This is a genomic window from Caballeronia sp. PC1, assembly GCF_021353155.1.
GTDB classification, from domain to species: Bacteria; Pseudomonadota; Gammaproteobacteria; order Burkholderiales; family Burkholderiaceae; genus Caballeronia; species Caballeronia cordobensis.
This window is the reverse complement of the sequence record NZ_JAJUBH010000001.1, coordinates 1,655,887-1,668,171: the sequence shown is the minus strand read 5'-3', so window position 1 is coordinate 1,668,171 and position 12,285 is coordinate 1,655,887. Positions and strand designations below refer to the sequence as shown.

General features: G+C 64.5%; 13 protein-coding genes and 1 riboswitch. Of the genes, 5 read left to right on the top strand and 8 right to left on the bottom strand.

The features are described 5' to 3' along the window. Positions 1–6: 6 nt before the first annotated feature. The 6 genes from LY284_RS08075 to thiC all read right to left on the bottom strand — a co-directional run bounded on the left by LY284_RS08075 (position 7) and on the right by thiC (position 6,319). Positions 7–939, bottom strand: coding sequence for a DMT family transporter (locus tag LY284_RS08075; RefSeq protein ID WP_014190929.1), 933 nt, complete (start codon positions 937–939; stop codon positions 7–9). Between the two features lie 100 nt (positions 940–1,039). Next, positions 1,040–2,641, bottom strand: a complete 1,602-nt coding sequence (locus LY284_RS08070; protein ID WP_014190930.1) for an L-lactate permease — start codon at positions 2,639–2,641, stop codon at positions 1,040–1,042. A 243-nt stretch (positions 2,642–2,884) separates the two neighbouring features. After that, entirely contained in the window at positions 2,885–3,013 is a 129-nt protein-coding gene (locus LY284_RS38635) for a hypothetical protein (RefSeq protein ID WP_255724154.1), read from the bottom strand. Between the two features lie 252 nt (positions 3,014–3,265). Beyond that, complete coding sequence (locus tag LY284_RS08065) at positions 3,266–3,754, bottom strand: hypothetical protein (RefSeq protein WP_233385756.1); 489 nt, start codon at positions 3,752–3,754, stop codon at positions 3,266–3,268. 200 nt (positions 3,755–3,954) lie between these two features. Further along, positions 3,955–4,158, bottom strand: a complete 204-nt coding sequence (locus tag LY284_RS08060; RefSeq protein ID WP_374730226.1) for a glycine zipper 2TM domain-containing protein — start codon at positions 4,156–4,158, stop codon at positions 3,955–3,957. A gap of 229 nt (positions 4,159–4,387) precedes the next feature. Continuing rightward, positions 4,388–6,319, bottom strand: coding sequence for a phosphomethylpyrimidine synthase ThiC (thiC, locus tag LY284_RS08055; protein WP_014190932.1), 1,932 nt, complete (start codon positions 6,317–6,319; stop codon positions 4,388–4,390). 141 nt (positions 6,320–6,460) lie between these two features. Further along, positions 6,461–6,602: riboswitch (TPP riboswitch) on the bottom strand. A 219-nt stretch (positions 6,603–6,821) separates the two neighbouring features. Here thiC and LY284_RS08050 point away from each other — a divergent pair. Both LY284_RS08050 and LY284_RS08045 read left to right on the top strand, forming a co-directional pair. After that, entirely contained in the window at positions 6,822–7,763 is a 942-nt protein-coding gene (locus LY284_RS08050; protein ID WP_233385754.1) for an EamA family transporter, read from the top strand. Between the two features lie 324 nt (positions 7,764–8,087). After that, on the top strand, positions 8,088–8,870 hold the full coding sequence (locus tag LY284_RS08045; protein ID WP_233385746.1) for a DUF4397 domain-containing protein: 783 nt from the start codon (positions 8,088–8,090) through the stop codon (positions 8,868–8,870). 144 nt (positions 8,871–9,014) lie between these two features. On the opposite strand, the gene LY284_RS08040 is transcribed toward LY284_RS08045, so the two are convergent. Together LY284_RS08040 and LY284_RS08035 are read right to left on the bottom strand one after the other, a co-directional pair. Beyond that, positions 9,015–9,149 (bottom strand): entericidin A/B family lipoprotein, encoded by a 135-nt coding sequence (locus LY284_RS08040; protein ID WP_014190935.1) that lies wholly within the window; start codon positions 9,147–9,149, stop codon positions 9,015–9,017. Between the two features lie 183 nt (positions 9,150–9,332). Then, positions 9,333–10,793: a sensor histidine kinase gene (locus LY284_RS08035; RefSeq protein WP_014190936.1), complete on the bottom strand. Its 1,461-nt coding sequence runs from the start codon at positions 10,791–10,793 to the stop codon at positions 9,333–9,335. Positions 10,794–11,026: 233 nt separating this feature from the next. On the opposite strand from LY284_RS08035, the gene LY284_RS08030 reads away from it, so the two are divergent. The 3 genes from LY284_RS08030 (at position 11,027) to LY284_RS08020 (ending at position 12,205) form a co-directional block, all read left to right on the top strand. After that, positions 11,027–11,203 carry a DUF1328 domain-containing protein gene (locus tag LY284_RS08030; protein WP_008350561.1) on the top strand — a complete coding sequence of 59 codons (177 nt, stop codon included), beginning with the start codon at positions 11,027–11,029 and terminating at the stop codon, positions 11,201–11,203. Positions 11,204–11,263: 60 nt separating this feature from the next. Continuing rightward, positions 11,264–11,425 (top strand): DUF1328 family protein, encoded by a 162-nt coding sequence (locus tag LY284_RS08025; protein WP_008350559.1) that lies wholly within the window; start codon positions 11,264–11,266, stop codon positions 11,423–11,425. A gap of 204 nt (positions 11,426–11,629) precedes the next feature. After that, the gene (locus tag LY284_RS08020; RefSeq protein WP_014190937.1) at positions 11,630–12,205 is read left to right on the top strand and encodes a bacterioferritin; all 576 of its coding nucleotides are present in this window, start codon (positions 11,630–11,632) and stop codon (positions 12,203–12,205) included. Positions 12,206–12,285: the final 80 nt, after the last annotated feature.

Genomic DNA, 12,285 nt, shown 5'->3' with positions numbered 1-12,285 from the left:
CCGACCTTACGGCGCGAGTTTGCGCCGCCCCGCGAAGGACGCGCGTTTCACCGCGCCGGTGGCGAGCGCCGTGCCCGCGAGCACGATCGCGCAACCCGTCATCATCACGAGCGAGACGTGCTCGCCGAGAAAGAGCGCGCCCCACAAGATGCCGAAGAGCGGGATGACGAACGTCACGGTCATCGCGCGCGCGGGACCGGCCACCGCCACCAGATGGAAATAGATGAAGTACGCGATGCCCGTGCAGCCGATGCCGAGCGCGAGCACCGCGCCCCATGCGTGCGCGGAAACCGGCGCGGCGGGCCACGTGAAGAAGGCGATCGGCGCGAGCGTCAGGGTGGCGCCGATCATGCTGCCGGCGGCGTTGGTCATCGCGTCGACGTCCATCAGATACTTTTTTGCGAAGTTGCCCGCGACGCCATACAGCGCCGATGCCGCGAGCGCCGCGGCCGCCGCGAGCATGCCTTGCGTGGGCAGCGCGGCGTCGTGGCCCGCGTGCTCCGGCGCGATCTGGTTCCACACCAGCACGAGCACGCCCGCAAAACCGATCGCCATGCCGATCGTGCGCGCGGTCGTCAGACGGTCGCGCAGCCACAGATACGCGACGAGCGCGCCGAAGAGCGGCGTCGTCGCGTTGATGACGGACGTCGCGCCCGCCGAAAGCGTCAGCTCGGCATACGCGAAGAGGCAAAACGGCGCGGCCGAGTTGAGAATGCCGACCGCGAGCAGTTGCGGCCAGCGCGCGCGCAGCGTCGCGGCGGTGGCGGCGAGCGGACGGCGCGCGAGCAGCATGCCCCCCAGAAACAGCGCGCCGATGCCGACGCGCAAGGCCATCAGCGGCGCGACGCCGAACTCGGCGACGCCCACGCGGATGAAGAGAAACGACGCGCCCCACAGGGCGGCGAGGACGATCAGTTGCAGCAGATTGGCGGGTGACATGGCGGGCGGACTTCGGTATGCATAGCGAAAGTCCGCGCATGGTAGCACCGCGCGCGTCTCGAAAAGACGCTTGCTGAAAGACTGCGCAAGAAACGGGAGATCAGTGCGGCGGAATCATCCACGTCAGCACGTTCTGTTGCAGCCAGACGAGCACGCCGAGCAGGATCGTGAGCAGGATCGAATGCCAGAACGTGCGCGCAAAGACGAGGCCTTCCTTGCCCTTGAGCTCGGTCGTGGCCACCCCGGTGGAGATGTTCTGCGGCGAGATCATCTTGCCCATCACGCCCCCCGACGAGTTGGTCGCCGCCATCAGCACCGGATTGAGATTGAGCTGGTTCGCCGCCACGACCTGAAGATTGCCGAACAGCGCATTGCCCGACGTATCGCTGCCGGACAGGAACACCGCCACCCAGCCGAGGAACGCCGAGACGAGCGGGAAGAACGGCCCGACCGAGGCGACGCCCAGGCCCAGCGTGTAGTTCATGCCCGAGTAGTTCATCAGATACGCCAGCCCGACGATGGTCGCGACCGTGAGAATGGCGATGCGCGTCTGCACCCAGGTATCGGCGATCGCCGCGCTGTATTCCCGCGCGGGCAGCTTGACCATGAGCGCGGTGATGATCGACGCGACGAGAATCGCGGTGCCCGTCGCGAGCGGCTGGAAGTCCCAGATCGCGCCGTAAGGCTGGTTGTAGAGCGTGATGTAGACGGCTTTGTCGAGGCCGGGCCACGCGATTTTCACATCGCCGATCAGGAAGATCTTCAGCACCGTCCACACGATCACGACCACCGACACGACGATCCACGGCACCCAGCCGTGGCCGCCCGGGAGCGTCGCGTCCGTGCCCGGGAGGCGCTCGGCATTGACCGCGAAGCGATCGTCGGCGACGGGCTTCCACACGCGCAGAAACGCGATCGTCAGGATCAGAGAGACGAGCGATGACAGCACGTCGGTCAGCGCATAGCTGATGAAATTCGACGTGACGAACTGCGTGAGCGCGAACGCGCCGCCGGAGACGAGCAGCACCGGCCAGATGCGCAGCATGTTGCGAAAGCCCGCATAGACGCCGATCACGTAGAACGGCAGGAAGAACGCGAAGAGCGGCAACTGGCGGCCGACCATTTTCGCGAGGGCGTCGGTGGGCAGGTGCGTGACCGCGCCGAGTACGGTGATCGGCACGCCGAGCGCGCCGAATGCGACGGGCGCGGTGTTGAAGATCAGCGTGAAGGTCAGCGCTTCGAGCGTCGGAAAGCCGAGCAGGATCAGAAGCGAACTCGTGATGGCGATCGGCGTGCCGAAGCCCGAAATGCCTTCGAGCAGCGCGCCGAACGAAAAGCCGATCACCACGAGCACGATGCGCCGGTCGTTCGGCAGGTTATCGACCATCCACTGGCGAAAAGCCTCGAAGCGTCCCGAGCGTTGCGCGACGTTGTAGAGCAGGATCGCCGCGAACACGATCCACATGACCGGCCACAGCGCGAACACCGCGCCGGCCGCGACCGAATCGAGCGCGAGCCCGACCGGAAAATGCCAGCCCGCCACGGCGATGACGAGCGCGAGGATCAGGCCCGCGAGCGACGCCTGCCACGCCGGGCGGCGCGCCCAGCCGAGCAGCACGAGCACGAGCACGATCGGCAGCGCGGCGACGACGAAAGAAGCGAAGAGGGAATGGGCGATCGGGGTGAGAAGCTGATGGAACATCGGGTCTCCTTGCCGGGGTCATGTGCGGCAACGGCGACGAGCCGATACCGCGCTCGCGCGTGGCGTTCGATGTCCTGCTTCGCTGCGGTCGCCGGTTAAGCAAGCGCATAACGCGCTCACTAAGAATAGGGCGCGAACGGCTGGCGTCAAGGAGTCAATGGGGGTTCATTGCGGCGCGGGCGTCGCGCAGGGACGTGACGGGACGCGCCGCGTGAGGGCGCGCCGTCACAGGCGAAGAGACAATCAGCTTTCGGCGATGGCCGCGGGCGTGCCGTCCTCGCGGCCGGCGGGCGGCGTCTGGCGAAACACCCAGACGGTCAGAAGGGCGAGCGAGGCGAGCATCCACGCCAGAAAAAACAAGAAGGCCATCATGTCCGATCCCCCGATACGGAAAGCGTGTGCGGAAAAATGTGCTGCGGTAATGGGGGAGCTATGTAGCCAGAAGCATGCCAATCGTCTGGCGAAATCGGCCGATGCCTTGTCGGATAAGGAAAGTGTCGGGGCGCACAAAGTGGTTTGAGGCGTGCGCCGCCAGATTCGAGTCGGAAAATGTTGCAGCGATGTTACGCGAAGCCGTTTAACGCCGATGTTTGTCTCATCTGATGTAACGGTCCGATGCACCGTTCAGTGCCCGTGGCCGCCTCCGCCGTGCCATCCGCCTCCACCGCCACCGTTCCAGTTGTTGCCGCCGCCGTGCCAGCCGTGTCCGTTCCAGCCGCCGCCGTGCCATCCGCGGCCCCAGCAGCATCCGCTGCCGCCCCAGTAGCCGAAGCTGAACGAGACCGCGGGATAGCCATAGCCGTAGCCGTAATAGGCCGGGTACGCCGCATAAGGCGGGTAATAAGGATAGGGATAGGGGTACGGATAGGTCTGGTAGTAATCGGCGTAAGGCGATCCGACCGCGTACTCGTACTGCGGTGGCAGCGTGGCCGCCGCCGCGCCGGATGCCGCCTGCCCGGGCAGCGAGAATTCACGCTGGACGTAGGTCGCGTCGACGACAGGATAAGACGGATACGCCGGATAGCCGTAGTAATAGCACCCGCTGACGAGAAGCCCGGCAGCGAGCGCGACGGCGGCCGTTGCGGGTCCGGAAATGATGCGGGCGGAAATCATGATGCTGCTCCTTGCACTACGGCTTGCCGGACCTCTGAATCGGATGCAAAGCGTGCGGGTCCGTTAAGGAGAAGCTTAGTCGACCGGCGCGGGACCGACACCGTGCGTCACGTCAAAAAGCGTTACGGCGCGCGATTTTGTATCAGATATGAAACAACGGGTCGTTTCGGGCGAGGCGTCGCGCCTCGCCGCCCGGAAAATTACTTGCCGACCTGATTGCCGATGACGCCCCCAACTGCCGCGCCGCCGAGCGTCGAAAGCGCGCTGCCGCCGATGACCGCTCCGCCCGCCGCGCCCACGCCGGCGCCGATCGCGGTATCCCGTTGACGCGTGGTCATGTCGCCGCAAGCGGTCAGTCCTCCGAGGAACGCAACGACCATTGCAGCGGCGCCGATCTGTCTCATGGTTTTCATGTCGACTCTCCAATTCGATGATGAAGTGAATCGGCTGCGAAGCGCCATGCGAGCGTTCGGACGTTTTCGCCGGTTCATTCACCGTTCAGCACGAAAAGTGCCCGAATCCTCCGATTAACCCGCTCAGCCAGTCCGCACAAGGCTTTGCGCCGCGCGAAGGCGAAAAAAACGGCCTGCCGCACGTCTCGTGCGACAGGCCGTCGTCAGCCTTAGGCAAGCATCACGTCGGCTGATAGATTTCCGCGCCCTTCTTCACGAACTCGATCGCCTTCGTCTCCATGCCTTTGGCGAGCGCCTCGTTTTCGGACACGCCTTGCTTCGCGGCGAAGTCGCGCACGTCCTGCGTGATCTTCATCGAGCAGAAGTGCGGGCCGCACATCGAGCAGAAATGCGCGACCTTGGCGGAATCCTTCGGCAGCGTTTCATCGTGGAATTCGCGCGCCTTGTCCGGATCGAGGCCGAGGTTGAACTGGTCTTCCCAGCGGAACTCGAAGCGCGCCTTCGAGAGCGCGTTGTCGCGCACCTGCGCGCCCGGATGACCCTTCGCCAGATCGGCCGCGTGCGCCGCGAGCTTGTAGGTGATGATGCCTTCCTTCACGTCGTCCTTGTTCGGCAGGCCGAGATGCTCCTTCGGCGTGACGTAGCAGAGCATCGCCGTGCCGAACCAGCCGATCATCGCGGCGCCGATGCCCGACGTGATGTGGTCGTAACCCGGCGCGATATCCGTCGTGAGCGGCCCGAGCGTGTAGAAGGGCGCTTCGTCGCACCATTCCAGTTGCAGGTCCATGTTCTCCTTGATGAGCTGCATCGGCACGTGGCCGGGGCCTTCGATCATCACCTGCACGTCGTGCTTCCATGCGATCTGCGTCAGTTCGCCGAGCGTCTTCAGTTCGCCGAGCTGGGCTTCGTCGTTGGCGTCGTAGATCGAGCCGGGGCGCAGGCCGTCGCCGAGCGAGAACGAGACATCGTATTGCTTCATGATTTCGCAGATGTCTTCGAAGTGCTCGTAGATGAAGCTTTCCTTGTGATGCGCGAGGCACCACTTGGCCATGATCGAGCCGCCGCGCGACACGATGCCGGTCATGCGGTTGGCCGTCAGCGGCACGTATTGCAGGCGCACGCCCGCGTGGATCGTGAAGTAATCGACGCCTTGTTCGGCTTGCTCGATGAGCGTGTCGCGGAAGATTTCCCAGGTCAGGTCTTCGGCCTTGCCGTTGACTTTTTCGAGCGCCTGATAGATCGGCACCGTGCCGATGGGCACCGGCGAGTTGCGCACGATCCACTCGCGCGTTTCGTGGATGTGCTTGCCGGTCGAGAGATCCATCACCGTGTCGCCGCCCCAGCGGATCGCCCACGTCATCTTGTCGACTTCCTCGCCGATCGACGAGCTCACCGCCGAATTGCCGATGTTCGCGTTGATCTTCACGAGGAAGTTGCGGCCGATGATCATCGGCTCGCTTTCCGGGTGATTGATGTTCGCCGGGATGATCGCGCGGCCGCGCGCCACTTCCTCGCGCACGAATTCGGCCGTGATTTCCTTGAGCGCATCCTTGCCGAACGCCGCTGCGCCGAACGCTTGTCCGGCGTGCTGACGGCCCATCATCGCCGCGAGCTTTTCGCCGTTCGGGCCGCTCGACTTCAGGCTTTCGAGATATTCCGCGCGCCGCTGATTTTCGCGGATCGCGATGTACTCCATCTCCGGCGTGACGATGCCGGCGCGCGCGTAGTGCATCTGCGTGACGTTCTTGCCTTCGAGCGCGCGGCGCGGCTTGCGGTGCAGGCCGGGAAAGCGCAGCTCGGCGGTCTTCGCATCGGCGGCGCGTTCGCGGCCGTATTCGCTCGACAGGCCCGCAAGTTCCTCGGTGTCGCCGCGCTTCTCGATCCACGCGCCGCGCAGCGCTTCCAGACCCGAGCGAATGTCGATGTGCGCGTCCGGATCGGTGTACGGACCCGACGTGTCGTAGACGTAGACCGGCGGATTCTTCTCGGCGCCGAAGCCGTCGGGCGTGTCCGACTGCGTGATTTCGCGCATCGGCACGCGGATGTCCGGCGTCGAACCTTCGACGTAGACCTTGCGCGAGTTCGGCAGGGGCGCGATGGCGGCGGCATCGACGACGGCGTTCTCGGACAGGAACTTGGGGTTGGCATTCATGTGTTGTATCTCCTGTGTGGGACGGTTATTTCCGAAGCGCGACGCGAACGAGCGACACCGAGCTCGGCTGACTCAGGAGCTAAACAGGGAGGAACGAGATGGAAAGGTACGGGTTCGGAAGAAGTGGCGGGATGCTGCAAACCGTCGAACCCGAACGCTTCCCTGCGCTGGCATTATCCAGATCAGGTTCAAAGGGTATTTCTCACCCACGCCGCACGAAGCGATTCGATCGATGAAACCGGTTGAAATCGCGATGCGCAACGCAGGACCCCCGCGTTAGCAGCCGCCACCTTACACCGTGGCGTGGCGTGTTGGCAACCATCTTCAAATTCCGTCGTTCGTAGAGGGCGCTTACTGCATAATGGCGGGCGCCGCGAACTTCCGGGTTTTCCCGAAGATCGAGCGGCCCCTTCTCGCGCCATCCGCCTCTTCGTTTTCCGTCATGCCGTCCTGTCTGGTTTTGCCTGTTTTCGTCCGGCGCGCAGCCGTCGCGGAGTAATGCATGTCCGCTCTGCCGCCGCCGCGTCTGCCGTTCAGTTTCCCCGACCGTTTTCCGTTTCGCGCGCCGCGTTCCTTCAAGGGGCAGGTGGCGCTCGCGCTCGCGGTCGTCTATCTCGTGTGGGGATCGACGTATCTCGGGATTCACCTGTCGCTCGAATCGTTTCCGCCGCTCATGCTCGGCGGGCTGCGCAACCTGTTCGCGGGCGTAGGGCTGCTCGCGATCGCGGTGCATCGCAAGGCGGTGTGGCCCAGCGCGCGGGAAGTGCGCAACGCGGCGATCGTCGGCACCTTGCTCGAAGGTCTGTCCAGCGGGATGATGGCCTACGGCATGCGCACCGTCGGCTCCGGCACCGCCGCCGTGATGGTGGCCACGGTGCCGCTCTTCGCGACGATCTTCACCGCGCTCGCGGGCCGCGCGGTCGCGAAGGGCGAGTGGTTCGCGGTGGCGTTGGGTCTCGTCGGCATCGTGCTGCTGAATCACGGCGATCCGTCGCCGAGTTCCACGTTCGGCACACTCGCCATTCTGTGCGCGGCGATCTTCTGGGCGGGCGGCGCGCATCTCGCGACCCGGCTGCCGCAGCCTTCCGATCTGTTGATGTCCACGGCCTTGCAGATCGGGCTGGGCGGTTTGATCGCGACGGGCATCGCGCTGTTGTCCGGCGAGCGGCTCACGCACGTCGCGCCGGGAGCCGGGCTTGCGTTCGTCTATCTCGTGGTCGTCGGTTCGATGGCCGCGTATGTCGCGTATAACTTCCTGATCCGCAACACGAGCACGATCGTCGCGACGAGTTGCCTGTACGTGAACCCGGTCGTCGCGGTGCTGCTCGGCGCGGCGCTGCTCGGCGAGATCATCACGCAGTGGACCGTCATCGCGACGCTCGTCATCCTGCTTTCCGTCGGGCTTTCGTTCTGGTTCGACTATCGGCGGCGCGGGCTGGCCTGAGCGTCCCTTCATTGTAAAAGCCGCTTCGCGCACCGGCGGGCTGCATCGTTCGATGCCGCTTCGCCGCGTGCCTTTCCCACCTCCCGAACAATTCCTCTAACGATTCCGGAAGCCCCGTCCTGCATGGCTTTGCAGGGCGCGAGCGGGCCATTCACATCCCTCAGGGGCACATCCTTTGCTGATGGCAGGCACCCGCATCGCCGGCGCGATTGACGTCGACCGATCGGTCCAGAAAGAAAACAGAACCAGGGTCCACGAATCAGGCGCAAGCCTTCGTCCGGACCCGGCCAACGAGGTGTCGATCAAAATAAAGGAAGGTGAATCATGAAGCTCATCCGCACCGCTGCCGCGCTCGGCGCCGTCGCTGCTCTGCTCTCCGCTTGCGGCGGAAGCTCCGACGATGTCGGCAAGGAAATCGGCGTCACGCCGCCGGAAGTCCATTTCATTCACGCGATCCCGAGCGGGCCGAACGTCGACTTCTACGACAACGGCAAGATCCTGCAGCCGAATCTCGCGTACAAGACCGTGACCAACTTCGCGAACATCGACACCGGCCAGCACAACTTCTCCTACGCCGCGGTCAACACGACGACGCAACTCGCGACCGACACCAGCATCAGCAACGCCGCGAAGGGCCACGAGTACACGGTGATCGCGTTGCCGGATGCGGGCTTCGTGCCGTCGATCGCGGTGATCGACGATCCCTTCGACAAGGGACTGCTGTCGACGAGCGCACGGGTGCGCGCCTTCAATGCCTCGACCAACGCGCCGAATCTGGACATCTATCTGGTCGCGCCGGGGACGAACATCGCCAACGTGAGCCCGACGATGGCGGGTGTCGCCTACAAGAACGCCGTGCCCGCGTCGACGCAGGACTCGCTCTATGTGTCCGGCAGCACTTATCAGCTTATCGCGACGCTGCCGGGCTCGAAGACGCCGGTCTATACGTCGGCATCGTTCAATCTCGGCAATAACGCGGACTGGCTCGTGACGACGCTGCCTTCGGGCAACGCGGCTTCGCAACTGGTGCCGGGCAAGATTCGCGTGCTGGTGGCGCAGGGCGGCAACACGCAGCAGCCGGCGCTGGAGTTGCCCGACACGCAGTAACCTAGCGGGTGCAGAGAGACCAAGTCCGGCCGCATATCGCGGCCGGATTTTTTTGCGCCATGCGTAGGAGCAACGGCACAAAAAAATCCCGCCACACGAGGTGGCGGGAAGAGAGGGAACTACAGCAACGCTATGGAACGATTGTTACTTGTGCTGCTCAGCGGAGTTCGAAATGGCCTGGCCGCCCTTCGAAATGTCCTGGCCCGCGCCCGAGACGGTGTTGCAGCCCGCGAGAGCCGCCGTGCCCGCGATCAGCAGCAGAGCGATGAGTCGAGTCATGTTGTATTCCCCTTGGAGTTGAAATGCGTGACAGGAATCGGTTCGCGCATCGTTTCGAGTGACGGACGCCTCATGCCGCCCGGCCTATCGGTCTAGTAATCATAAAAAAGCGCGGCGTCGCGGGCTGTAGGCACGCATGCGATTTTCGTGTCGGCGGCGTCCGTACTTATTGTCGGCATCGTCTTACGCGGATTGCGCCAGGTCGGTGGCGTCGGCGCTGCGCTCGCGCGGCATCGATACGCTGATCGCCGTGCCGTGCGGCGTGACGCGCTCGATCTCGAAGCGCCCGCCGCGCGCCGACACGCGCTGACGCATGCCGACGAGTCCATGCGTCTGCGTGCGCTTCAGATCCTGCGGACGGATGCCGATGCCGTCGTCGGTAATCGAGAGCGACACGTTCTCTTCACCGACGCCAAGCGCCACGCGGATGCGGCTCGCGCGCGCGTATTTCGCCGCGTTCGTGAGCGACTCCTGCGCGACGCGAAAGAGCGCGATCTCGATCGCCTCGCCGAGCTTCACGTCTTCGCCCGGCAAATCGAATTCGATGCTCCAGCCGTTGCGCTGCGCGGCCTCATCGGCGAGCGAGCGCAGGGCGGTCACGAGCCCGAAGTTGGCGAGCACGGTCGGGCGCATGTCTTCGATGATCCGCCGCTTGAGCGCGATGCCCTGATCCAGATTGCCGAGCGCGCGCGCGAGCTTTTCAGCCATCGCGGGCTCGGCGTCCTTCAGCTTGCCGCGCACCCATGCGACATCCATCTTGCTCGCGGTGAGAATCGAGCCGAGCTCGTCGTGCAGTTCGCGCGCGAGCTCCGTCTTTTCGTTTTCGCTGACGGACTGCAAATGCCACGCGAGCGCTTCCAGTTGCCGCGTGCGCGCGAATACGAGCTGATCCAGCTCCTCCTGCTGCGTGATGAGCGCCTTCTGCACGCGCGCCTGCTTGTCGAGCTGAATGCCCAGATTGCGAAAGAGCAGCAGGAACAACACGATGTTGAGCGCGCATAGCGCGGCGACGCATAGCGTCGAGATGCGCTGATCGGCGCGGCTCGCATCGAGCGCGTGCTGGGCGCGCCGTTCTTCGTTCAGGCGCAGAAGCGCGAGCGCGGCGTCGAGGGTCGCGCTCGTGCCCGCGCTCGCGCTCGCGTCGGCCGGCGTGGGCACGGCGGCATCGGCGGCGGCGTCTTTCGATGGCTCCGCGAGACGCGCCGTGCCGTGCGCGATTTCATCGTCGGCGGCGGCGCGGATTTGCGCGAAGCTCGCGAGCGCGGCGTCGTCGCCGATGCGCCGGTAATACGCATCGAGCGAGGCGAGCGTGCGCCGCACGCGTGCCGCCGTGTCCGCGAAATGCGCCTGATACGCGCCGTCCGGCTTGAGCGCAAAGCCGCGCTCGTCGGCGGTGAGCGTCGCAATATCGGCGGCGAGTGTCGAGAGTTGCGCGGTCGCGCCTTTGGCGTCGAGCGCGGTTTCGTATTCCGCCGCGATCCGCATGCGTCCCGACTCCAGGATCACGAGACCGCCCACGGTGATGACGATCGCGACTGTCATCGCGACGGCCCAGCTATAGCGGCGCATCCAGTCGTTCAGGCGCGACGCGCGATGCGCGATGCCCGCAGGCGCGGGCGCGGGCCGGGCGGCGGCTTTCGGCATGGCGGAGTCGTCGGCGAAGATCGGCGATTCCGGTGGCGAATGAAGAGGCGATTCCCCGGGCAGCATCGTCGGTATGTGGCTCATGGTGTCGTCGGATCGGCGTTTCACGGCGCGCAGCCGATTTGAAAGCAGGTGTCGGTGGATTCCCACAGCAAAAAAGGAGCCTGCCCGAATGCGCGTGCTGAAACGCGTCGCTAGGATGGATGCGTCATCCATTCTTACGGGGAACGATCATGCTCAAGTGGGCATTGTTTTTCGCGATCGTGGCGGTGATCGCCGGCGTGCTGGGCTTTACGGGCGTCGCCGCAGGGGCTGCCGCCATCGCCAAGTTCTTGTTCGTGCTGTTCCTGATTCTCTGCGTCGTGTTTCTGGTGCTGGGCTTCGTCGTCACGAAAAAAGCCATCGATTAGCGCCGCGCATAGCCGTTAGCGCGACACCGGTTCCCATCACCCGTTTTTGCAGGAGGTCACATGCTTCACTACGCTGCCGTCTTTTTCGTCATCGCCCTCATCGCAGCCGTGTTTGGTTTCACGGGCATCGCGGCCGGCGCGGCGGAAATCGCGAAGATCCTTTTCTTCATTTTTCTCGTCGTGTTCGTGGTCACGTTGCTGCTCGGCGTCTTCCGAACGTGATGCGCGGTTCGCGCCGAACCGCGAGCCACCGGGCCGCGCGCGGGATTCTCGTCCGCCGCGCGGCCTTTTCGAGCGATCAGGCATGCTGCATGCATCGCAGTCCCTGATTGGATAGCAGGGCGCTATAGATAAGCCGCGCTTCACGAGCGCGCACGCCCGATCCAGCGACCGTCATCTCATTCCTATCTGTGAGGAGCGAACCAAATGTCCAAATCGTCTGCTGTAAAAGCCGCGCCGAGCCAGTCCACGGACGCCTTCGTCCTCGATCTCGACAAGATTCGCGCCGACGCGCGCCAGCACATGGACGAAGGTCCCGTCACGTCGAGCTACGGCGCTGACCGCGAGACCGTGCTGAAGCTGCTCAACGACTCGCTCGCGACCGAGATCGTCTGCACGCTGCGCTACAAGCGTCACTATTTCATGGCGAAGGGCATCCATTCGGAAGCCGTCGCGCAGGAGTTTCTCGAGCACGCCAACGAGGAGCAGGAGCACGCAGACACGCTCGCCGAGCGCATCGTCCAACTGGGCGGGGAGCCGAATTTCGCGCCCGACAGCCTGAAGTCGCGCTCGCATTCGGAGTACAAGGAAGGCCACGATCTGATCGACATGATTCGCGAAAATCTGATCGCGGAGCGCATCGCGATCGATACGTATCGCGAGATCATCCGCTATCTCGGCGACAAGGACGTCACGACGCGGCGCCTCTTCGAAGAGATCCTGGCCGTCGAGGAAGAGCACGCCGACGACATGGCCGATCTGCTCGCCGGCCGCAACGGATAAGGCCTCGCGCGCCGGACGCGCCTTGTGCGCAGCGCGCGCGTCCGGCGCATCCGAACGATGACCGCTCAACTCCTACAAGA

Coding starts and splice junctions, on each gene's coding strand:
- LY284_RS08075 (WP_014190929.1), bottom strand. CDS start 939: ATGTCACCCGCCAATCTGCTGCAACTGATCGTCCTCGCCGCCCTGTGG.
- LY284_RS08060 (WP_374730226.1), bottom strand. CDS start 4,158: ATGAGACAGATCGGCGCCGCTGCAATGGTCGTTGCGTTCCTCGGAGGA.
- LY284_RS08045 (WP_233385746.1), top strand. CDS start 8,088: ATGAAGCTCATCCGCACCGCTGCCGCGCTCGGCGCCGTCGCTGCTCTG.
- LY284_RS08025 (WP_008350559.1), top strand. CDS start 11,264: ATGCTTCACTACGCTGCCGTCTTTTTCGTCATCGCCCTCATCGCAGCC.
- LY284_RS08020 (WP_014190937.1), top strand. CDS start 11,630: ATGTCCAAATCGTCTGCTGTAAAAGCCGCGCCGAGCCAGTCCACGGAC.
- LY284_RS08035 (WP_014190936.1), bottom strand. CDS start 10,793: ATGCCGAAAGCCGCCGCCCGGCCCGCGCCCGCGCCTGCGGGCATCGCG.
- LY284_RS08050 (WP_233385754.1), top strand. CDS start 6,822: ATGTCCGCTCTGCCGCCGCCGCGTCTGCCGTTCAGTTTCCCCGACCGT.
- LY284_RS08065 (WP_233385756.1), bottom strand. CDS start 3,754: ATGATTTCCGCCCGCATCATTTCCGGACCCGCAACGGCCGCCGTCGCG.
- LY284_RS08030 (WP_008350561.1), top strand. CDS start 11,027: ATGCTCAAGTGGGCATTGTTTTTCGCGATCGTGGCGGTGATCGCCGGC.
- LY284_RS38635 (WP_255724154.1), bottom strand. CDS start 3,013: ATGATGGCCTTCTTGTTTTTTCTGGCGTGGATGCTCGCCTCGCTCGCC.
- thiC (WP_014190932.1), bottom strand. CDS start 6,319: ATGAATGCCAACCCCAAGTTCCTGTCCGAGAACGCCGTCGTCGATGCC.
- LY284_RS08040 (WP_014190935.1), bottom strand. CDS start 9,149: ATGACTCGACTCATCGCTCTGCTGCTGATCGCGGGCACGGCGGCTCTC.
- LY284_RS08070 (WP_014190930.1), bottom strand. CDS start 2,641: ATGTTCCATCAGCTTCTCACCCCGATCGCCCATTCCCTCTTCGCTTCT.